Source organism: Halostagnicola sp. A56, from assembly GCF_000691505.1.
Lineage (GTDB): Archaea > Halobacteriota > Halobacteria > Halobacteriales > Natrialbaceae > Halostagnicola.
The window spans coordinates 39293-58255 of the sequence record NZ_JMIP02000023.1 but is presented as its reverse complement, the minus strand read 5'-3'; the positions used below and the strand labels follow the sequence as shown (position 1 = coordinate 58255).

The following is an 18963-nucleotide window of genomic DNA, read 5'->3' as shown; positions in this document are numbered from 1 at the left end:
GTGAGCGTACACACTGCTTTAGTGTAGAATAGCAAAGCAACACTGAATCCACAGTATCTCTTTATAGTTTGTCTGGCTACTCTTCGCCCGGTTTGAGTTCGAATTGTTCGTTTTCCGCGGCAGCGTTGAGCACGATACTGGTGTTCGACTGCCGGATGTCGGGATCGATGAGCAGAGCTTTGATTTGATTGTTCATATCGTCCATGTCTGTGAACTTCCCGATAGCGATCACATCATAGTCTCCGGTGGCTTCGTAGACGGAGATCATCTGCTTGTGATCCCATTCTTCGTGATCTCCGATAGTGCCTCCCCTCTGCTTTCATCTGGATGATAGCCGTTACATCATACCCGAAATAGCTACCCTGTTGACTCGATAGAAATTCTGCTATCCCATGAGAGCGTGAAACAAGTATGGGACGCAGGAGACCGAGCGCTATTCCGTGCTCCGAAGCACGTGCTGTTGACTGGTCCGAGTGCGTAGGAAGCCGAGTCCTGGGGACTACAGCCCGACTGCTGCTCCCAGCGGTAGTCGGGAAAGCCCGTATAGTAAATCACTGTTTCACGCACCGGCGTCCCGAGGTGAATCCAATGTTCATCGGAATTGACGTACACAAACGGTACTCACAAATCACAGTACTGAACGAAACAGGTAAGATTATCCAAGAGGTTCACGTTTTCGCGCGAACCTCAACGATTTCGCCCAGCAGTATGCTGGGTCCAAAGCCGCGCTAGAAGCAACCAGCAACTGCTGCTACATCCATAACACTCTTTTAGAGTATCTGGATGTTCACCACGGTCATGTATTTGGTAAGAAACGTCGAGCAAGGCACGAACTATCGGGGGACAGTAAGTACTCACTCGACGCGAATTCTAATTTGATACGAGACCACTTATACTTATCACTATGAATCTTGAGCTCTCTTTAGAAGAATTGGGCCTTGTTTAGACGGTCAAACGGTAGCAGTGTAGAGCCGATCGAACTCGTATCGTCGTACTAGTAGCTCAGAGAAAATACCAAATCTACTAGGAAGTGAAGCGGGACGGGTTCGTTGTGCACACGAAGACCTCCCGCTTCACAGAGAAGGTTGTATCGCTCGCCCAAAAAGCCGTCGTTGGCACGCCAGCTCCGGCCTACCGTCCGGGAGAAGAAGGCTACGCTGACTGGGTGATTCTCGCCGTTCAAGGGCTCAAGGAGTATCTCGGTCATCCGTACCGGAAGCTGATGGACGTCCTCCGCGAGATGCCAAGAATCACGAATTCGCTGGGTCTAACGCCTGAGACGGTTCCGAACTTCTCAACAATGTGTTCGCGAAAACAGGCGATTCCGATGAAACGGTGGCGATCGATCCTCGATCAAACCATCGAACTATATGATCCCGGTGATGTTCAAGCGGTCGACGCAACCGGAGTTGATCGCGTTCAGGCTAGCCAGCACTACGCCAAACGCACCGACTACACGTTCGAGGCAGTGAAGACGACGTTGCTCATCGATTGTGAAACCAGTGCGATCCTAGATATACACTGTTCGATGAAACAACCACACGACACACAGGTTGGCTGGCAGGTGATAACCCGGAATATCGACGTATTAAGTACTGTCGCGGCCGATAAGGGCTACGACTGGGAGGAACTTCGCACGCGGTTGCGTGCGGAACATATCACACCGTTGATTCCGCAGCGCGACCCTGGAATTCGGGGATGGGCGAGAAATCTTCTCATCAAGGATCGAGCGTATCACCAACGTTCGAACGCTGAATCGTGTTTTTCGGGCTCCGGAGCAGATACGGCGACACGCTCTGGGCGCGAACCTGGTTCGGACAATTCCGTGAACTTGTCATGAAATCCGCCGTCCGCAACATCGAACGCGTCATCGAGGACTCACACCCGTGAAATCACGCGTTCAAACAAGGCCGAAGAATTGTGTGCACGAAACAGACCGCTAACCCAAGTCGACGACAAGTCCTATCGGATGTTACAGAAGACATCCGCGTTCGAGTCGGCTATCAGACGACTCGAACGCCAAACCGCGGAATCAATCAATGAAGATACGGACCTTATAGTGGTGGTCTGTAAGTTTGACCTCAGCACAGCCGAGGTCTAAGAGACCGGCGAAACTGAGTGGAACGCCCGTACGGCTACAAACCGGTGGTACGAGCGTCTACTGCAAAGAACGTGCTGATTTTACCACTAAGGAACTTCATGAGTACCTCGCCGAAGCCAAGCGTGCGGAGTGGTCAGCGTTACTTTTGAATATCATTACTCCACAAAGCTATAGTAGCAGGAACAACTCACTGAACGCGCCGAAGCGTTGCCGGTCGGATCGGTCCACGATCCCGATACGATTGTCGGACCCATCATCGATGAATCTCAGCGCGAGGAAATGCTCGAGTACGTCGATGAAACCATCGAGGCGGGTGCGACTCTCGAAACCGGTGGTTCAACCGTCAGTCTTGAGGACGTTGACGACTCACTGGTCGTCGCACCGACGGTCCTCTCGGACGTCACCAACGAGATGTCCGCCGCCTGCTTCGAACACTTCGGGCCGATCGCACCTGTCATCCCGTTCTCGAATATCGACGAAGCGGTCGAGTTGGCCAACAGCACAGAATACGGGCTTTCGGGCTCGGTTCATGCTGGTAATGTGGCTGCCGGCAAAGCTATCGCTGAACGATTAGACACTGGAATGGTTCATATCAACGATCAGCCGGTCAACGACGAGGCCCACATTTCGTTTGGTGGTACCGGAGCTTCTGGTATAGGCGGTTACAATACGACGGACTTCCTCAACGAAGTCACCGAAACAAAGTGGATCTCAATGCAGCATGAGCAGCGTGAATACCCGTTTTAGCTCGACAATGATTAACTCAGAAGTATCGATAGCAGAGTCTACCCAATAAGCACTGCCTAGCCCAACACCTTCTCAACCAATGTTTGGCTATTGAGCGCTTGATTCGGTCAATTGTGGTTATAGTGGTATCTAAAGCGTCTGAGCCAGCGGCGTGCGCTGACTTGACTACCCGCCAGTAGGACTATAGTTGTCATTTTCCATTTTCAGCAGCAACTTCGATTCTGTTTGATAGCGGCATGCAACCACTTCTTTTCGTCGTTGATCTGGATTTGTTTCTCGTCAACCCCGACCCGCGACAGTTTATGTATTCATAGACGAACACCTGTGATGGTAAATAGGTCATATGTAATAAATAACTTAAATCATATCCCAAACTAACCTTCACATGAAATGGGGACGAACCACGAAATTCGGCAGGGGTTCACGGTGCGTCCGTTATACCAAATATCATCTAGATAATGACTTTGATGGGCACTGTCTAGTTGAGTCAGTTTGAGAAGTGAGCAGGTCGTTGAGTTTCTTGTCCAAAGATGCTCGCAGACCTGCTCAGTGAGAGCTATGCGGCGGATTTAGAAGAATCTTGTTTCAATCAGCTAGCTAGTATCACAGTCAACCGTATACGAGAAATACAGCAATAGGAAAACTCTGTCCAACCAGGAATCTACAAATAATATTTGAATAATTTGATTGTAAACCAAGTCACTCCGAAGGCGAAAATACCGGCACCAGAAAGTAATAACGTGTGTCGATAGCCGAACACGGTTGCAGCCCCGACTGTGAGCGGCGGACCGATCGTCGTCCCGAGTCTGAGAACGCTCGTTCGAATACTCATAATACTCCCGCGGAATTCGTCCGGTGCCCGCTCATTGAGCGCGGTATCTGTAATCGGTTCTGCGAGCCCCTGACCAAGACCGAACAAGAAGAGTGCGCCGGCGACGACGTAGATAGAGTCCGCGATAGCGACGATAACGAGCCCGATTCCGTAGCTCACGAATCCAAGCGCGATCGATTGGAAACTAGTGAGCAATTGAAGCACGCGGTCCCCCTGCATTGCAGTCACGCCCATCGTAACTGCAGGTAGTCCAAGGAGAAGGCCGATTCCTGCCGACGAGAGCTGGAATTCGTTAGCGAGCAAGAACGGAACGGCGGTGAGTTGGGCACCATAGAGGATGACGAATATACCGAGGATTGCAAGATAGAGTACCACGAAAGGAGTCATCGGTGTTGGTCCGGCAAGGAACTCGAGGATACTCGAGTTCGAGTTGTTCTCGTTTCGGTGTGGCTCCTCGAGCAGGGTCATCCCGGGAACGGCGACAAGCAACGCGAGAGGGAAACATGCAAAGGGAACTGACCAAGAGAATGTTGCGAGCGCGCCGCCGAGGAGCGGATATCCAGCAGCACCAACCGCGAGGATCGCCGCATTAGTCCCGATCAATACCCGCCGTTGTTCACCGGAGTAGAGATCCCCGAGGAGTGTAACCGTAAGCATAATTATCGCACTACTCGCCGCGCCCTGGATCGCTCGAAGTGCGAGAATATGCGTGAAATCGGAGATGAAAATGATGCTTCCCCCGCTGAGCCCGAAGACGATGAGTGCAGGGACCAAAATCGGTTTCCGACCGATGCGGTCGGTCAGCAATCCAATGGGGAGTGTGAGAAAGATCCCGGGAAGTGTGAACGCTGACAATAAGAGGCTAGCTTGGGCCTCCGAGATGTTCCATGCCTCTTGCACCGCTGGCAGTGCAGGACTAATGAGCGAAACTCCCATAACAGCGACGAGTGTACTTGCGAATATCACCGCTACTGCCGGAGAATTTCGAAGTGACCGTATCCATTCCATTCCTATCTATTCGTACTTCCGTAATTGAACTCTGTAAGTCATCTGCTATTGAAGGAGCATGTCACAAAATAAATTATATTCCTTTGAGCGCGTTAGTAAACAGTCAAGACAATAGCGCGCGATATCCTCGTCGGTGAACGTCCCCGGCGACGCGTTGGCTCGCAGGGCTCGCTCGAAGAACTCGAAATTCTCTCGTTTGCAGGCCCACTCGGGCAGTCGGGGCAATTGGAAGAAAAAGACGTACCAGCTCTTTTTGAGCTGTTTCGGATTCGAGAGGACGTGGTGTCGGAGGACGGCGGGATGGGGGACGTTGACGATGCCGAGGCGGTCGACGGTCGCGGGGTAGCGGAGCGCGAGTTCCCAGGCAACCGACGCGCCCCAGTCGTGGCCGACGATGTGGGCAGAATCACGTCCCTCGCTGTGGACGAGTTCGACGACGTCGCGGACGAGTTCGCTCTTCCTGTAGGCTCGGACGCCGTCGAGTTTCTCGCTCAGGTTGTAGCCGCGCTGGTCGGGAACGAGCACGCGATAGCCCGCTTCGACAAGTGGTTCTATCTGCTCGCGCCAGCAGTAGAAAAAGTCCGGAAACCCGTGGAGCAAGACGACCAGCGAACCGTCTTCGTCTCCCGCGGCGACCACGTGGAGTCGGACACCGTTTACGTCGCGATAGGTCGATTCGGCACTCGAGTCGGACAACAGCGAGGCGTCGGTTTGCATTTTCGATCCCTGCCGTCACGTTAGATAGGAATAGTTATGAAATTGCCAGTTGAGTCGCCACTATGGCACGAATCAGCGAGGGGGACCGACAGCGGGTGCGCGAACTCTTCGAACGGCACCTCGATGTCGGCCTCCATCACGGGGCTCAGTGTGCGGTCTACGTCGATGGGGAACTCGAACTCGACCTGGCCGGTGGACGCGCGAACGCGGGCGACGAATCGACTGAAAGCGCTCTTCCGACGACGTCGAACACCCGTCACGTGCTGTTTTCGTGTACGAAACCCTACGCCGCCGCGGCGGTCCACGCCCTCGTCTGTGACGGCGCGCTCGCCTACGACGACCGTGTCGTCGACCACTGGTCCTCCTTCGCCGAACCGGGGTCGACGAAGGCGACCACGACCGTCCGGCAGGTCCTCAGTCACACGGCAGGACTTCCGACCGGTGACATCGATCGCCGCCCCGAACTCTGGGACGACTGGGCCGCCGTCGTCGAGCGTCTCGAGGCGATGGAGCCGGTCTCGCCGCCCGGCAAACAGCCGGCCTACCACTCGCTTACGTTCGGCTGGCTCGTCGGCGAACTCGTCAGGCGCGTCTCGGGCAGTCCGATCGAACGGGTCGTCGCGGATCGGGTCTTCGACCCGCTCGAGATGAACGACACGGGGATTGGCCTGCGAGACGACGAGGACGGGCCGGTCGCGACGCTCACGGGGTTCGACGCCTTCGACGGCTGTCGGGACCTCGAGGAGGGGCTCGGCGGGCACGCGGAGATCGCCGACTCGTTCAACAGCGAGTCGATCCACCGGGCCGTGATCCCCGCCGCGAACGGGATCGGGACGGCTCGAGACATGGCCCGGTTCTACGCCTGTCTCGCGAATGGCGGCGAACTCGACGGCACGCGGATCCTCGATTCCGAGGTCGTCGAGACGATGACGACCCTCTGGGCCGCGACGGACGAGGACGGAACGCTTCGACGGCCCTCGCGGTACGGCCTCGGCGTCTGGAAAGGGGGAACGAGCACGGACCCATTCGGCTCGCTCACGCCGTCTCGCGTGTTCGGCCACTCCGGGCTCGGGAGCAGCGTCGGCTGGGCCGACCCCGCCGAAAACGTCAGTTTCGCCTACGTGACGAACGGCGTGCGAGAGGAGACCTACGAGCACGTTACGAGAGCGAGCGCGCTCGGCGACGCGGTTCGGCTGGCCGTCAGCGGGTAAGGCCATCTCGAGCGCCGACGTCACCTGCGAACCAACGGAGACCGAAGCCGCCCGCGAACCAATGGAGACCGAAGCCGCCTAGCACGCCCGTTCGACGACGGTGAACCGACCCGTTTCCTCGTACTCGCCGTCGATCGGACTCGGCTGATAGAACCGGTGGACGGTGATCGACTCGACCGAGTCACCGCGGCGCTCGATCGCCTGTTCGCAGGCCCACTCGGCGTAGTCGACCGCGATGATTCCATCCGTATCGCCGTTGCCGGAGGCCCAGACGGTCTGCATGAACTTGCGCTCGCGGAACGTGTCGTACTCCTTCGAGGCGTCCGGCGGCCGATCGTCAGTTATCGTTCCGTTGCCGAACGCGTCGACTTTCTCTCCGGATTCCAGTTGCGCTTCGACGGCGAACCAGCTATATCCCTCCGTGGGATTCGGCGCGTACAGCCCCCACTGTTGCTGGTCGACCGACGTCTCGAGTTCGGCCGGCAGGTCCTGATCGGTGACGTAGGTCGTTCCGTACAGAAGTATCGAAACGAGCGCGAGGACGCTGACGATCGTCAACAGCGAGCGACAGTACGCACGGACGAACGACAGCTTCGATTCGTAGCCGCGCCGCTCGAGCGCGTCGAACGCGCGCCGCTCGAGCGGTCGTCCGGCCATCGACTCGAGTTTCGCCCTGTTTGGTAGCCGCTCGAGCAGGCCCGTTGGAACGAGACGACGGAGCGTCTCCCAGAACGGCGGCGTGAGAAACGGGAGGAGAGCGGTCGTGAGGACGAGCGGGAAGAGTCCGACCGACATCGTCAACAGCATTCCCGCGAACGCGCCGACGTAGACGAGCGTGAACGCCGCCCGTAGCCGCCCGTCGGTCACGAGCAAAAAGAGGATCGAGCCGGCCAACAGCCCCACCCAGGCCCAGTTCATCGCCTCCAGCAGCGTCGGATACGCGGTGAGGTAGTTTCCGATGAAGATCGTCATCACGTCGTTCGACATCGCAATCTGGAGGGCTTCGCCCTCGTACCAGGTATTGCCCTGGTGCTTGAGAACGGCGTTCTGCGAGAATACCATCAACGGCTGTATCAGCAGGGCCGCGGTCCCGAACCCGACGACGCTCGCCCGCGCCGAGCCGCGACGAAGCGCGTCGATCGACCAGCGTTCTCCCAGCGGGGTCAAAAGCGCCAGGAACAGCACCACTCGGAGGAGCTTGTCCCCGCCGTTGAGCACCGCGGGATTTCGCGCCTGCAGCGACAGCAAGAGTGCAAGCGAGACGAACCCGACCAGTCTCGTCCGGTAGCCCAGCACGAACGCGAGCGCGAACAGCCCCGCGATACCGAATAGCAGTTGTTGGAACCACAGCTCGCCCGAAAGCGCGTGGACCGATAGGCCGGTAAACTGGCTGTAGGTGCTCTCGTAGGCCTCGATCGGGTACGCGCCGTCGTTCGTGTAAAACTGCTCGATGTTCCCCCAGCGGACGAGCAGATCGACCAGCAAGATCAGTCCGAACGAGATGCGAACTGCAGCGAGGGCGCGGGTGTCGACCTCGAACCGGGAGCGAACCCGCCCGCCGACCGGCTCGAGGTGGCGAAGCAGCCGCCGGTACCGTTGTGCGTCCGGTCCGATTCGCTCGAGTCTCGAGGCGACGCCCATCTAGGGACACCCGCCGCTGTCAACCAACCGCGAGTCCGTCACCGGAACCGCTCTCGACATCGAGGGAACCGCTCTCGATATCGAGGGGAGGGTTGTCGAATAGCCGATCATCGGTTCGTTCAGTGAGATGATCGATTCTGTGTATCTATCTGAAATAAGTTTTGTGGAGAAAGGAGCGTCGCCAGCCTCGAGCACGCCGACGGCACGGGTCGCGCTGGCCGCAGAGTCACTCCCAGTGCTGGACCGCGACGGTCTCACCCGCCGGAATCCCCTCGCGGTCGTCGTCGACGACGACCCAGCCGTCGGCGAGCGCGACGCTCGAGAGCACGCCGGCCCCGCTCGCTCGCGTCGGCACGGCGTCGACGGCCGGCACGTCGGCCGCGCTGGCTGTATCCGCACCGTCGGAGTCTGCGTCCTCGACCGCGGATCCGTCCTCGTCGGCCGCAGATCCGTCCCCGTCGTTCGCTCGAGGCTCGAGTGCGACTCGCGCGAACGTCCGCGTGGCCGGCCCGCTCGGAATCTTTCGGGCGAGACGAGCCATCGTTACCGGATGCGCCTCGGGATCGGTGCCCTCGAGCCACCGGAGGACCGGGCGCAGGAACTGGACGGCGGTGACGATACAGGCGACCGGATACCCCGGCAGGGCGAGGACCGGCGTGTCCTCGACGATCCCGAGACAGACCGGATGGCCCGGCTCGAGGCCGACGCCGTGGACGACCACCTCGCCGATGTCGTCGATGACCTCCGGGAGCAGATCGCGCTCGCCAACCGACGAGCCGCCGGTCGTGACGACCGCGTCCTTGGTGAGGTCGCGTTCGATGGCGACCCGGAGCGCGTCGCGATCGTCCGTGACAACGTTCCGGTAGGTCGATCGGCCGCCCCAGCCGTCGACCAGCCGCGAGACCGTGAGGCCGTTGGTCTCGACGACTTCCCCGGGCTCGGGATCGCGCTGGACGAGTTCCTCGCCGGTCGGGACGACGCCGACCCGCGGTTCCCGCGCGACGGAAACCCGCGAGCGGCCGACGGATTTGAGCAGTCCCAGATCCGACGGCCTGAGCCGATGGCCCGGTTCGTAGAGCGACTGTCCCGATTCGACGTCGTCGCCCACCGGCGCGACGTTTTCGCCCTCCGCGACGGCCTCGAGGACCTCGAGTTCGTCGGTCTCGTCGATCGCCTCGACGCGTTCGATCATCACGACCGCGTCGCTTCCCTCGGGAAGCTCACTTCCCGTGTGAACCCGGACCGCAGTCCCGGACGCGGTCGAATCGTCGCCGTCTACGACGCGGAGCACGGCGGAGGACCGGTCGCTTGCGCCGAACGTATCCGCAGCCGTGACGGCGTAGCCGTCCATCGCCGCCCGACGGTAGTGGGGGACGTCCCGCGAGGCGGTTACCGACTCGGCGATCACGCGGCCGGTCGCCTGCTCGATCGGGAGCCGTTCCGTCCGCGGCTCGCGCTCGTCGACTGCAAGTGCGTCTCGCAAGGCAGTGCGGGCCTCCTCGAGCGGCGTCCGTACTTTAAATCCCGCCTCCGTTCGCTCGTGGTCGGCACCTTTCATATTCGGACACGCGCGGCGGGCGGCCAAAAACGTGCGGGACCGCCCGACAAAGTGCGGGGCTAACCGAGTGAGATCGATCGCCCGCGTTGAGGACCCTAGCTCCGGAGTAGGCCGCCGTCGATCGGAATCTCCGCCCCGTTTACGTAACTCGCGTGCGGACTCGAGAGATAGGCGACCGTCTCGCCCAGTTCCTCGGGTTGTCCGATTCGATCCACCGGAATGTCGTCCGCCAGTTCGGCGAGTCCGGACTCGTAGTCCGCGTAGGTTCCCCGCTCGACGCCGGCCTCGATCAGTTCCTCGATCCGTGGGGTCTCGATGGTGCCCGGAAGCACGGCGTTGGCCCTGATTTCGGGTGCGAACTCACGGGAGATCGTCTTGATCAATCCGATCACGCCCCGGCGTACCGAGTTCGAGAGGAGGAGTCCGTCCGCAACCTCTCTGACCGTTCTGGACGTAATGGAGGTGATCGTCCCGTACTCCGACTCGAGAAGGTGCGGATGGGCCTCCTCGATCGTCCAGACGACGCTCATCACGAGCAGGTCGTAGGCCTGATACCAGTCTTTCTGCTCGGTCTCGAGGAAGGTCGTACTCGGCGGGCCCCCGGAGGAGGTGACGAGGTGATCGAGTCCGCCGAAGGTGTCGACGGTTGCCTCGACCAGATTCGCGATCTCCTCGGGCGCGGTGAGATCGGCCCGCACTGCGAGGACATCTCCGGTCGGTCCGTCTGCGGACTCGCAGGCGGCTTCGATCGATTCTTTCGCTGCCTCGAGTTGCTCCTCCCCGCGCCCGCAGATGGCGACGTTCGCGCCCTCGAGCGCCAGCGCCCTCGCGCTCGCGAGGCCGAGGCCGCTCGAGGATGCCGTTACTAGCGCCGCGTTCCCACCGAGGTGTAGATCCATGCGCGGGAAAACGGGACGGGTGACAAAAGGTTTCGGGGACGGCGAGGCGGCCGCGATGGCAAGTCCATTGAGACGGTGGTTATCACTCCCTATGGCGGACGCGAACGAGCCCGTTCGACGTCACCCCGATGACGAGCGGGATCGATATCTTGCGTCCCTGGACCGCGGGCCCGGCGGCGTCGCTGACGACTTTCATCAGATCGGGGGCGGTGTGATCGACCTTGACGCCGTTTTCGTCGCACGCATCGTAGACGCGATCCGGCACGTCGTAGAGATCCGTCCCGGCGGGGATGCGCACCCGAACCGGCGCGCGAAGCGCCTCCGCGAACGCCACCGTCTCGCGGGCCTTGGTCAGGTTCTCTCGAGCGCTGGACTCGACCGACGAGACGTTCGCACGGGAGGTACCGAGCGCGTCGGCGATATCGGCCTGGGACACGTCCCGCTCTCGCAACGCGAGGACCTGGGCCTGCCTGTGGGTAAGGACGCTCGTCTCGGCTTCGAACCCGATGTCCTCGAGCAGCGTTTCGACGTCGTCGATCACGGCGGAGCCACCTCGAGCGGGGTCGCGCGCGTGGTCATGTCTTCCCGTCGGGTCGGCAGGATCAAAGCGTCTCCGGTCGAATCGGTGCCGTGCTCGAGGCGGTCGCGAATCGCTGGCGCTCGATCACCGTAACTGCGCCAGATCGAACGGGACTGATCGAAGAAAACGTCGTGGGGTAGACTGTCCACGGTCCGCCGCTGTCGCCAGCGCGGGCCGGTTACGATCCCCAGAAGTTGTCGCGGCTGCCGAGTCGTTCCCGTTTCTGCTTGCTCTCGGTTTCGTCGTCCTCGTCGTCGGCGCGGGAGTCGTCGCCCTCGTCGTCCGATTCGTCGTCATCGTCGTTTTCCAACGGCAGTCGCTCGAGCTCCGTGGCTCGCGCGTGGTTGCTGTGGACGCGCTCGATTTCAACGCGCGAGCGGGCCTTCGGGAGCACGCCGTCGACCATGACGATGAAGCCGTCCTCGGTCCGGCCGACGCCAGCGCCGCTCTCGTGCATGTCGACGATGTCGACGACGACTTCCTCGCCGCGCTTGATCGGTTGGCTCTTCAGGTCGTCGATGGGCTGGTTGTAGTGTTGGCACCACTCCTTGCCACCACGGTCGCCGTAGTGTTGACACCCCATTCCCGAAATCCGCTCGGAAAAGCTCGGACAGTCGTCGGCGAGTGGACAGTCTGCCATACGGTTTTCTATCAGCGGCGGCGTTAAACCGCTTGCGTCTTGGAAACGACGGGTACGCTCGAGTGAGTAGTTGGGCTGCCGGTCGCCGATCGCGCTGTCTCACGCCGACCGCTACGCCCAGCCGGTCTGGTGTGTCGCCGGCGACGAACGGACCCGGCACACTGACGCAATCTCACATCTCGACCCACGACCCACCGGTCGCGTCGAATCTATCGAGACAACTGCTCGCGTATGAAAGGGGGTTTCGAAAACGTTTACGGGGATGGCGACGCACAAAACAATGATGAAGATTCTCGTTACGGTCAAAGAAGTCGCGACCGTCGAAGACGAGTTCGAGATCGAGGGAACGGCGATCGCCGACCAGTACCTCGGTGCCGATCTCAACGAGTGGGACGACTACGCCGTCGAGGAGGCCGTCCAACTCCAGGAAGCCGGCCTCGCCGACGAGGTCGTCACCGTCACCATTGGCCCCGAAGACTGCGAGCAGACCATCCGCCAGGCGCTCGCGAAAGGCGCCGATCGCGCCATCCGCATCTGGGACGACGCCCTCGAGGGGGTCGACCTGCTCGACGTGGGCGCGAAAACGGAGCTCCTCAAAGCCGTCGTCGAAGCCGAAGAACCCGATCTCGTCCTCTCTGGTGTTCAATCCGGCGACGACAGCTTCGGCGCCACAGGCGTTTCGCTCGCCAGCGCCGTTGACTTCCAGTGGGGTGCGGTCGTCAACGGCCTCGAACACGACCTCGAGGATGGCGTCGCCTCTGTGCGACGTGAACTCGAGGGCGGCGTCGAAGAGCTCACCGACATCGACTTGCCGGCGGTGCTGACCATCCAGACGGGGATCAACGAACCGCGCTATGCCAGTCTACGCGGCATTCGCCAGGCCCAGCGCAAGGATCTCGACGTGCAGACGCTGGCCGATCTCGGCGTCGACGCCGGTGCCGTCGAAGGCGACCTCGAACTTACTGAGATGTACGAACCCGAGACCGAGAGTGACGTAACCGTCTGGGAGGGCGGTGCCGACGACACGGCCGGACAACTCGCTGAGTTGCTCCGCGAGAAAGGGGTGGCACAATGACGGACGTGCTCGCTGTCGCCGACCACCGCCGCGGCGAACTCCGAGACGTCAGCTACGAACTCGTCACCGCCGGACGCGAACTCGCAGACGTTACCGGCGGCGATCTTCATCTGGCGATCATCAGCGGCCCCGTCGACGACTTTGCGGAGAAGGCGAACCGCGAGGGCGTCGACGCGATCCACACTGTTTCCCACGGCGAGGAGTTCAACCACGACATCTACACGCAGGCGATCGCACAGCTTTACGATGCGATCGCCCCGCAATACGTGCTCGCGCCCAACAGCGTCAACGGCCTCGACTACGCTCCTGCTGTTGCGGACGAACTCGACCTTCCGATCGTCACGGACGCAGTCGGCCTCGAGACCGACGGCCAGACCCTGATAGCCAACCGCGAGATGTACGGCGGCAAGGTCGAAACCACGGTGGAGGTCGACGCCGAATCGGCGCTCGTCACCATCCGCAGTGCCGAGTGGCCGACTGCGGAGGGCACCGGTGATGCGTCGATCGAAGCCCTCGACGCTGACATCGACAAGGACGCCATCGGCTCGAGCGTGACCGGTTTCGAGGAGGTCGGCGGCGGCGATGTCGACATCAGCGAGGCGGACGTGCTAGTTTCGATCGGTCGCGGCATCGAAGAGGAAGAGAATCTGGACATTATCCGCGACCTCGCCGACGCGCTCGACGCGACGCTGTCGTCGTCGCGACCGATCGTCGACAACGGTTGGTTGCCCAAGAATCGTCAGGTCGGTCAGTCGGGCAAGGTCGTCACGCCTGACGTCTACATCGCGATCGGGATCTCGGGGGCAGTCCAGCACGTCGCCGGGATGAAAGGCTCCGAGACCATCGTCGCGATCAACACGGACCCGAACGCGCCGATCATGGACATCGCAGACTACGCGATCCACGATGACCTCTTCGACGTCGTACCGGCGCTGACCGAGCAGTTCCAGTAGTCCTCTCTTTCTCGTTTCTGCGGGCGGAAACTCCCATACTGAATACAACGACTGTTCCACTCAGTGTGAGAAGAATTAAGTTCTATCGCTCGCCCACATAATATATGAAAACCGTTGTACAGGCGGACGCTTCCAGAGAGATGTACCTGGGACTCCACGGCGTCGAGAAGCTCCTGTTTTACTTTCTCGTGTCGGTCGTCCTCGCCGTCTTCGCCTACGGCGTGTATCAACGCGTGAGTCGGTATACTGACGGCGACGACGATCCGCTCGAGCGGCTGAACGACCTGCCGAGTCGAATCGTCAGCGCCGCAAAGCTCGTCCTCTCGAACGAGAAGCAGTTCAACCGCGATCTCTACGGCGGGCTGATGCACTCGTTTCTCATGTGGGGCTTTCTGACTCTGTTTATCGCCACGAGCATCATCGCCTTCGAGAGCTACGGCACCGACCTCCTGCTCGGCATCCAGTTTTGGGAGGGCGAGTTCTATCTGGCCTACCAGTTCATGGTCGACGCCATGGGGCTGCTGTTCGTCGTCGGCATCGGCATGGCGATCTACCGCCGGTACTGGGTGCGCAACGAACGCCTCTGGGGGCGTCACACCTCCAACGAAGACGATATCTTCATCTGGACGCTGTTCGGACTCGGCGTCGGCGGCTTCCTCCTCGAGGGCCTGCGGATCTACATCACGGGCATGCCCGCCCACGAAATCGTCAGCTTCGTCGGTTACGGCCTCGCAATGCTGTTCGGCGCGGTTGGGCTACCCATGACCGATGCAGCCACGAATCCGGGAACCTATCAGGCGGTGAGCGTCTTCGGTGCGAACGCCGAAACCCTACACTGGCTGACCTGGTGGAGCCACTCGCTGCTCGCGCTCGGCTTTATCGCGTGGATTCCCTCCGCCAAACCGTTCCACATGCTTTCGTCGTTCGCCAACGTCATCACGCGCGACGAGAAGGCCGGTACACGCCTTCCGGGCGTCCCCGCGGATCTGGACGCGACCAACGCCGAGGATATCGACGACTTCACCTGGAAGGACATTCTCGACCAAGACGCCTGCACCAAGTGCGGCCGCTGTTCGTCGGTCTGTCCCGCGAAAGCCTCCGACCGCCCGCTCGATCCGCGCAACGTCATCCTCGACCTCAAATCCTACCGCGAGGAGGTAGACGCCGGCGGCGAGGAGAAACCGATCGTCGCCGACGGCGGCACGAGCGTCATTAATACGGAGACCATGGAGTCCTGTATGGCCTGTATGGCCTGCATGGACGCCTGCCCCGTCGAGATCGAGCACCTGAACTCCTTCACCAAGCTCAACCGCCAGATGACCGATCAGGGCGACGTCTCGAGTTCGATGCAGGACGTCTTCCAGAACGTCATGCAAGACGGCAACACGTTCGGTAACAGCCAGCGCACCCGCGCCGACTGGGCCGACGACCTCGCGTTCGAGGTTACCGACGCCCGCGAACAGGAAGTCGACTACCTCTGGTACGTCGGTGATTACCCCAGTTACGACGAGCGCAACAAGCAGGTCGCCCGCTCGCTTGCGACCATCTTACAGGAAGCCGACGTGAGCTTCGGCATCCTCTTCGAGGACGAAAAGTACGACGGCAACGACATCCGCCGAGTCGGCGAGGAGTTCCTCTACATCGAACTCGCCGGCCACCACGTAACGCGATCGATTCGGGTCTGCGCTTCCGCGAGGTCCTGTGACCGGGCATACCGCTTCTGAATCTCTGCCTTCTCATCGTCCGTCTTGTCCGCGAAAATTCGGTCGAAGAGCTTGTCGAGCGTTTCGCCTTCGAGATGAATATCAGCGAGACGCCCCTGATACAGGATTTCGACCGTCGCACCGTCCTCGAGCGATTGGTCGATGGTGTACGTGTCGATATAGTTGCCAAAAGTACGCCGAGTATTGCGCTTGTCCTTCTCGATGGGTGTTCCGGTGAATCCGACGTAGAAGGCGTTTGGGAGCGCTGTCCGCATGTTGCTCGCGAGCTCCTTGTCCTGCGTTCGGTGGGCCTCGTCGGCCATCACGAAAACGTTCTCGTTGCGGGAGAGTACCGGGAACTCGTCTTCCTCGCCATCGTCGTCGTCGGTAGTCTGGAATTTGTGGATGAGCGTCGTGATCGTCTCGCCCGCGTCGTAGCTGAGTCGTTCACGGAGACCCTCGATACTCTGGGCTTTCTTCGGATTTGGGAACCCACACCGCTGGAACGTCGCGTGAATCTGGTCGTTGAGCGCACGCCGGTCGGTGACCAGCACGAGCGTCGGGTCGTCCTCGAGCCGGCGGAGCTTTAGCGCGAGGAACAACATCGTGAGTGACTTCCCCGACCCCTGTGTGTGCCAGACGACGCCGCCCTGGGCTTCATGGCGCCCGCGCTTATCGATTCGTTCGAGCGCCTTCCGGACCGCTCGATACTGCTGGTAGCGGGCGACCATCTTGATGGTCCCGCTTTGGCGCTCCTCAAACACCGTGTAGTGCCGTAGCTGGTCAAGCAACCTCTCGGGTTCGAACAGTGCATAGAGCATCCGGTACTGGTCTGGCAGGTACCCCTCCAGCCCGAACAGGTCGATGAGTTCGTCGTCCTCCAACGGGTAGGCGTCCCGCCAAGGCTTGTACTGATCCTTCGGTGTCTGGTACGTGCCCATCACCGCGCCTTCCATCCAGGTGGCGACCGAGAACTGGTTGTACCGGAACAGTTCCTCGGCCCCCTCTGATTTGCCATCCCGTTCGTTCTGGTAGCGCGTGAGTTGATTGAGGGCCTCCGATCGCGGCTCCGGAATCTGTGGGCTCTTGCACTCGATGACGCCGAGTGGGATGCCATTGAGGAACAACACGATGTCGGGCTTGATTACTTCGACGTCCCCCTCAACCCGGAACTGATTGAGCGCTAAAAAGTCGTTGTTCTCGGGGTTTTCGTAGTCAATGTACTGGACTGTTTGATATTGCTTCCCGTGGCCGCGGTCCTGTTCGACGGTGGTGTGTCGGACGAGCATTTCGTGGATTTGTTCGTTTTCGTCCATCGTACTCGTCCCGGCGACCTGCTCGACCTCGCGAACAGCCTTGTTCAAATTGTTCTCGTTTAGCCACGGATTCAAGCGTTTGACGGCGTCGCGAAGGCGCGATTCGAGTACAGCTGAGGTCTCCGTCTCACGAGGATCGAACCACGATGTTTGCTGTTGGTCGACGATCTCCCAGCCAAGTTGCTGGAGAGCTTTGAGGGCCGGGCGTTCAGACTCGGCATATTCGTCGGGCATGGTCAGTCAGTGTTGACGCGAACCTTGCCAGTGAGGAGATCCTGCATGAGGCCGTGTTTGATGTCTTGAAGCTTTTCTTTTTGTTGTGTTTCTTGACGGATATTTGTGTCTAAATCCGACAAGAAATTTCCTATTCGAGTTTGTTTCTCGATTGAGGGAACAGGGAGCGTTATTCGCGCCTGGTTGGGATCTTCTCCAGTCTCGCAGTTGGAGGGATTCTCGTGTTCGTCGGATACCTCATTGCTCAATAAGCATCCGTATTCCTGCAGCAGGATCTATTCGAAAACGAGACCTGAAGGAAAAGCCACCAGATCGAGACCGATTACTCGTCCTCGAGCAGCCGATCCGCCATCTCCTCGGGATCGAACCGCTCGAGATCGTCGTACTCCTGGCCGACGCCGAGGAAGACGATCGGCTTCCCGGTGACGTGGGCGACCGAAATCGCCGCACCGCCGTTGGAGTCGGCGTCGGCTTTCGTCAGGATCGCCCCGTCGATTTCGGCGGCCTCGTTGAACTCTCGAGCGCGGTTGACCGCGTCCTGTCCGGCGACGGCCTCGTCGACGAACAGGGTCATGTCGGGACCGACGACGCGGTCGATCTTCTCGAGTTGGTCCATCAGGCCCTCGTCGGTGTGGAGCCGACCCGCCGTATCGCCGAGGACGACGTCGATGTCGTGTGCTTCGGCGTACTCCACCGCGTCGTACAACACCGCGGCGGGGTCGCCGCCCTGATCGTGGGCGATCAGTTTGGTGTCTCGAGCCTCGGCGTGTTCGCGAATCTGCTCGTTGGCACCCGCACGATAGGTGTCGCCGTTCGCCATCACGCTCGAGAAGCCCCGTTCCTCGAGATACCGGTCGAGTTTCGCGATCGACGTCGTCTTGCCGACGCCGTTGACGCCGGTGAAGATGATGACGACCGGTTTGTCCTCGATGGCGATGCGCTCGTCGAAATCGAACTGGCCGACGCTGATGACGTCGTAGATCGCATCGCGCAACGCTTCCTCGACGACGTCGCCCGTCGAGGTCGTAAACGTCCGCGTCTCGCCGATCAGTTCGTCGCGGATGTTGTCGAGTATCTCCTCTGCGACGCCCATCTCGACGTCGCTCGAGAGCAAAGCGAGCTCGAGTTCCTGCAGCGGTGCCTCGAGGTCGTCTTCCTCGATGACGAACTTCCCGCGGACGAGCGACTTGGCCTTGCGACCGAAGCCGGTTGAGTTGCTCTCCTCGTCGTCGTCCGAGTCATCCGCGTCCGCGGTCTCCTCGGTAGCCGCCGCGTCCGTATCAGCCGTCTCCGGCTCGTCGGCGGCCGTTCCAGCCGTCACGCCGCCCGTTCCCGACGGAGACGAGCGTTCGACCGCCGTCGACGCCGATTCGCTCGGCGAGGCCCCGTCTGGCGTGCTCGCGGAATCGGCGACGGCCTCGGGCTGTGACCTACCTTCGGACGATCGATCGGTCGACGCGTCGCCCACGGCCGCTTCGGCGGTATCTGTTCGTGATCCCGGGGTCGCCTCCGCGTCGACGCGCTCGCTCTCCGCGTCCGCCTCGAGCGGCGGGGACGCATCGTCGGACTCGCCGGATGCGTCGGGGGATTCGGTGGGCGCGTCGTCGGCCGCCTCGAGCGACTCGTCGGCGTCGTCCGCCTCCGTCGCTGCGTCGGCGTCCTCGACCGTCTCGGCGTTCTCCTCGGCGGCCGCCTCGGCGTCTTTCCGGAAGCTCCCGAGTTTCTCCTTCAGGTTATCGAACATGGGT

Annotated in this window: 14 protein-coding genes and 4 pseudogenes; 6 read left to right on the top strand and 12 right to left on the bottom strand. The window is 60.6% G+C overall.

What is annotated here, in order from left to right:
* Nucleotides 1-76: 76 nt before the first annotated feature.
* Nucleotides 77-268, bottom strand: coding sequence for an Lrp/AsnC ligand binding domain-containing protein (locus EL22_RS13465; RefSeq protein WP_304413707.1), 192 nt, complete (start codon nucleotides 266-268; stop codon nucleotides 77-79).
* A 762-nt stretch (nucleotides 269-1030) separates the two neighbouring features.
* On the opposite strand from EL22_RS13465, the pseudogene EL22_RS13460 reads away from it, so the two are divergent.
* Both EL22_RS13460 and EL22_RS13455 read left to right on the top strand, forming a co-directional pair.
* Nucleotides 1031-1890, top strand: a pseudogene (locus EL22_RS13460) (IS5 family transposase).
* A 394-nt stretch (nucleotides 1891-2284) separates the two neighbouring features.
* A pseudogene (locus tag EL22_RS13455) lies at nucleotides 2285-2848 on the top strand (aldehyde dehydrogenase family protein); the annotation flags it as partial.
* A 107-nt stretch (nucleotides 2849-2955) separates the two neighbouring features.
* Here the strand turns inward: EL22_RS13455 and EL22_RS19360 are convergent.
* From EL22_RS19360 to EL22_RS13445, 3 genes and pseudogenes are all read right to left on the bottom strand, one after another.
* Nucleotides 2956-3144 (bottom strand): annotated as a pseudogene (locus EL22_RS19360) (hypothetical protein); the annotation flags it as partial.
* Between the two features lie 365 nt (nucleotides 3145-3509).
* Nucleotides 3510-4688, bottom strand: a complete 1179-nt coding sequence (locus EL22_RS13450; protein ID WP_050051983.1) for an MFS transporter — start codon at nucleotides 4686-4688, stop codon at nucleotides 3510-3512.
* Between the two features lie 45 nt (nucleotides 4689-4733).
* Nucleotides 4734-5405: an alpha/beta fold hydrolase gene (locus EL22_RS13445; RefSeq protein WP_050051982.1), complete on the bottom strand. Its 672-nt coding sequence runs from the start codon at nucleotides 5403-5405 to the stop codon at nucleotides 4734-4736.
* A gap of 62 nt (nucleotides 5406-5467) precedes the next feature.
* On the opposite strand from EL22_RS13445, the gene EL22_RS13440 reads away from it, so the two are divergent.
* The gene (locus EL22_RS13440) at nucleotides 5468-6616 is read left to right on the top strand and encodes a serine hydrolase (RefSeq protein WP_050051981.1); all 1149 of its coding nucleotides are present in this window, start codon (nucleotides 5468-5470) and stop codon (nucleotides 6614-6616) included.
* 78 nt (nucleotides 6617-6694) lie between these two features.
* Here EL22_RS13440 and EL22_RS13435 read toward each other — a convergent pair whose 3' ends face one another.
* The 6 genes from EL22_RS13435 to EL22_RS13410 form a co-directional block, all read right to left on the bottom strand.
* The gene (locus EL22_RS13435) at nucleotides 6695-8257 is read right to left on the bottom strand and encodes an HTTM domain-containing protein (RefSeq protein ID WP_050051980.1); all 1563 of its coding nucleotides are present in this window, start codon (nucleotides 8255-8257) and stop codon (nucleotides 6695-6697) included.
* Between the two features lie 226 nt (nucleotides 8258-8483).
* Nucleotides 8484-9815: a molybdopterin molybdotransferase MoeA gene (locus EL22_RS13430; RefSeq protein ID WP_050051979.1), complete on the bottom strand. Its 1332-nt coding sequence runs from the start codon at nucleotides 9813-9815 to the stop codon at nucleotides 8484-8486.
* A 95-nt stretch (nucleotides 9816-9910) separates the two neighbouring features.
* Nucleotides 9911-10714, bottom strand: coding sequence for an SDR family oxidoreductase (locus EL22_RS13425; protein WP_050051978.1), 804 nt, complete (start codon nucleotides 10712-10714; stop codon nucleotides 9911-9913).
* Between the two features lie 82 nt (nucleotides 10715-10796).
* Entirely contained in the window at nucleotides 10797-11255 is a 459-nt protein-coding gene (locus EL22_RS13420; RefSeq protein WP_050051977.1) for a Tfx family DNA-binding protein, read from the bottom strand.
* Nucleotides 11252-11443, bottom strand: a complete 192-nt coding sequence (locus EL22_RS13415; protein WP_050051976.1) for a hypothetical protein — start codon at nucleotides 11441-11443, stop codon at nucleotides 11252-11254. The genes EL22_RS13420 and EL22_RS13415 overlap by 4 nt, the downstream gene beginning before the upstream one ends.
* Nucleotides 11444-11472: 29 nt before the next feature.
* Complete coding sequence (locus EL22_RS13410) at nucleotides 11473-11934, bottom strand: TRAM domain-containing protein (protein ID WP_050051975.1); 462 nt, start codon at nucleotides 11932-11934, stop codon at nucleotides 11473-11475.
* 283 nt (nucleotides 11935-12217) lie between these two features.
* On the opposite strand from EL22_RS13410, the gene EL22_RS13405 reads away from it, so the two are divergent.
* The 3 genes and pseudogenes from EL22_RS13405 to EL22_RS13395 all read left to right on the top strand — a co-directional run.
* Nucleotides 12218-13009 (top strand): electron transfer flavoprotein subunit beta/FixA family protein, encoded by a 792-nt coding sequence (locus EL22_RS13405; RefSeq protein ID WP_050052077.1) that lies wholly within the window; start codon nucleotides 12218-12220, stop codon nucleotides 13007-13009.
* Complete coding sequence (locus EL22_RS13400; RefSeq protein ID WP_050051974.1) at nucleotides 13006-13962, top strand: electron transfer flavoprotein subunit alpha/FixB family protein; 957 nt, start codon at nucleotides 13006-13008, stop codon at nucleotides 13960-13962. Before EL22_RS13405 ends, EL22_RS13400 begins: the two co-directional genes overlap by 4 nt.
* A 104-nt stretch (nucleotides 13963-14066) precedes the next feature.
* Nucleotides 14067-15626 (top strand): annotated as a pseudogene (locus EL22_RS13395) ((Fe-S)-binding protein); the annotation flags it as partial.
* On the opposite strand, the gene EL22_RS13390 reads toward EL22_RS13395, so the two are convergent.
* Together EL22_RS13390 and ftsY are read right to left on the bottom strand one after the other, a co-directional pair.
* Nucleotides 15599-17215 carry a type I restriction endonuclease subunit R gene (locus EL22_RS13390; RefSeq protein WP_197075915.1) on the bottom strand — a complete coding sequence of 539 codons (1617 nt, stop codon included), beginning with the start codon at nucleotides 17213-17215 and terminating at the stop codon, nucleotides 15599-15601. The pseudogene EL22_RS13395 and the gene EL22_RS13390 overlap by 28 nt on opposite strands.
* Nucleotides 17216-17537: 322 nt before the next feature.
* Nucleotides 17538-18959 (bottom strand): signal recognition particle-docking protein FtsY, encoded by a 1422-nt coding sequence (gene ftsY / locus EL22_RS13380; RefSeq protein ID WP_050051972.1) that lies wholly within the window; start codon nucleotides 18957-18959, stop codon nucleotides 17538-17540.
* Nucleotides 18960-18963 lie beyond the last annotated feature (4 nt).

Excerpts from the sequence above, each read along its gene's own strand:
- EL22_RS13465 (WP_304413707.1), bottom strand. The coding sequence starts at position 268 with ATGATCTCCGTCTACGAAGCCACCGGAGACTATGATGTGATCGCTATC.
- EL22_RS13450 (WP_050051983.1), bottom strand. The coding sequence starts at position 4,688 with ATGGAATGGATACGGTCACTTCGAAATTCTCCGGCAGTAGCGGTGATA.
- EL22_RS13445 (WP_050051982.1), bottom strand. The coding sequence starts at position 5,405 with ATGCAAACCGACGCCTCGCTGTTGTCCGACTCGAGTGCCGAATCGACC.
- EL22_RS13440 (WP_050051981.1), top strand. The coding sequence starts at position 5,468 with ATGGCACGAATCAGCGAGGGGGACCGACAGCGGGTGCGCGAACTCTTC.
- EL22_RS13435 (WP_050051980.1), bottom strand. The coding sequence starts at position 8,257 with ATGGGCGTCGCCTCGAGACTCGAGCGAATCGGACCGGACGCACAACGG.
- EL22_RS13430 (WP_050051979.1), bottom strand. The coding sequence starts at position 9,815 with ATGAAAGGTGCCGACCACGAGCGAACGGAGGCGGGATTTAAAGTACGG.
- EL22_RS13425 (WP_050051978.1), bottom strand. The coding sequence starts at position 10,714 with ATGGATCTACACCTCGGTGGGAACGCGGCGCTAGTAACGGCATCCTCG.
- EL22_RS13410 (WP_050051975.1), bottom strand. The coding sequence starts at position 11,934 with ATGGCAGACTGTCCACTCGCCGACGACTGTCCGAGCTTTTCCGAGCGG.
- EL22_RS13405 (WP_050052077.1), top strand. The coding sequence starts at position 12,218 with ATGAAGATTCTCGTTACGGTCAAAGAAGTCGCGACCGTCGAAGACGAG.
- EL22_RS13400 (WP_050051974.1), top strand. The coding sequence starts at position 13,006 with ATGACGGACGTGCTCGCTGTCGCCGACCACCGCCGCGGCGAACTCCGA.
- EL22_RS13390 (WP_197075915.1), bottom strand. The coding sequence starts at position 17,215 with ATGCCCGACGAATATGCCGAGTCTGAACGCCCGGCCCTCAAAGCTCTC.
- ftsY (WP_050051972.1), bottom strand. The coding sequence starts at position 18,959 with ATGTTCGATAACCTGAAGGAGAAACTCGGGAGCTTCCGGAAAGACGCC.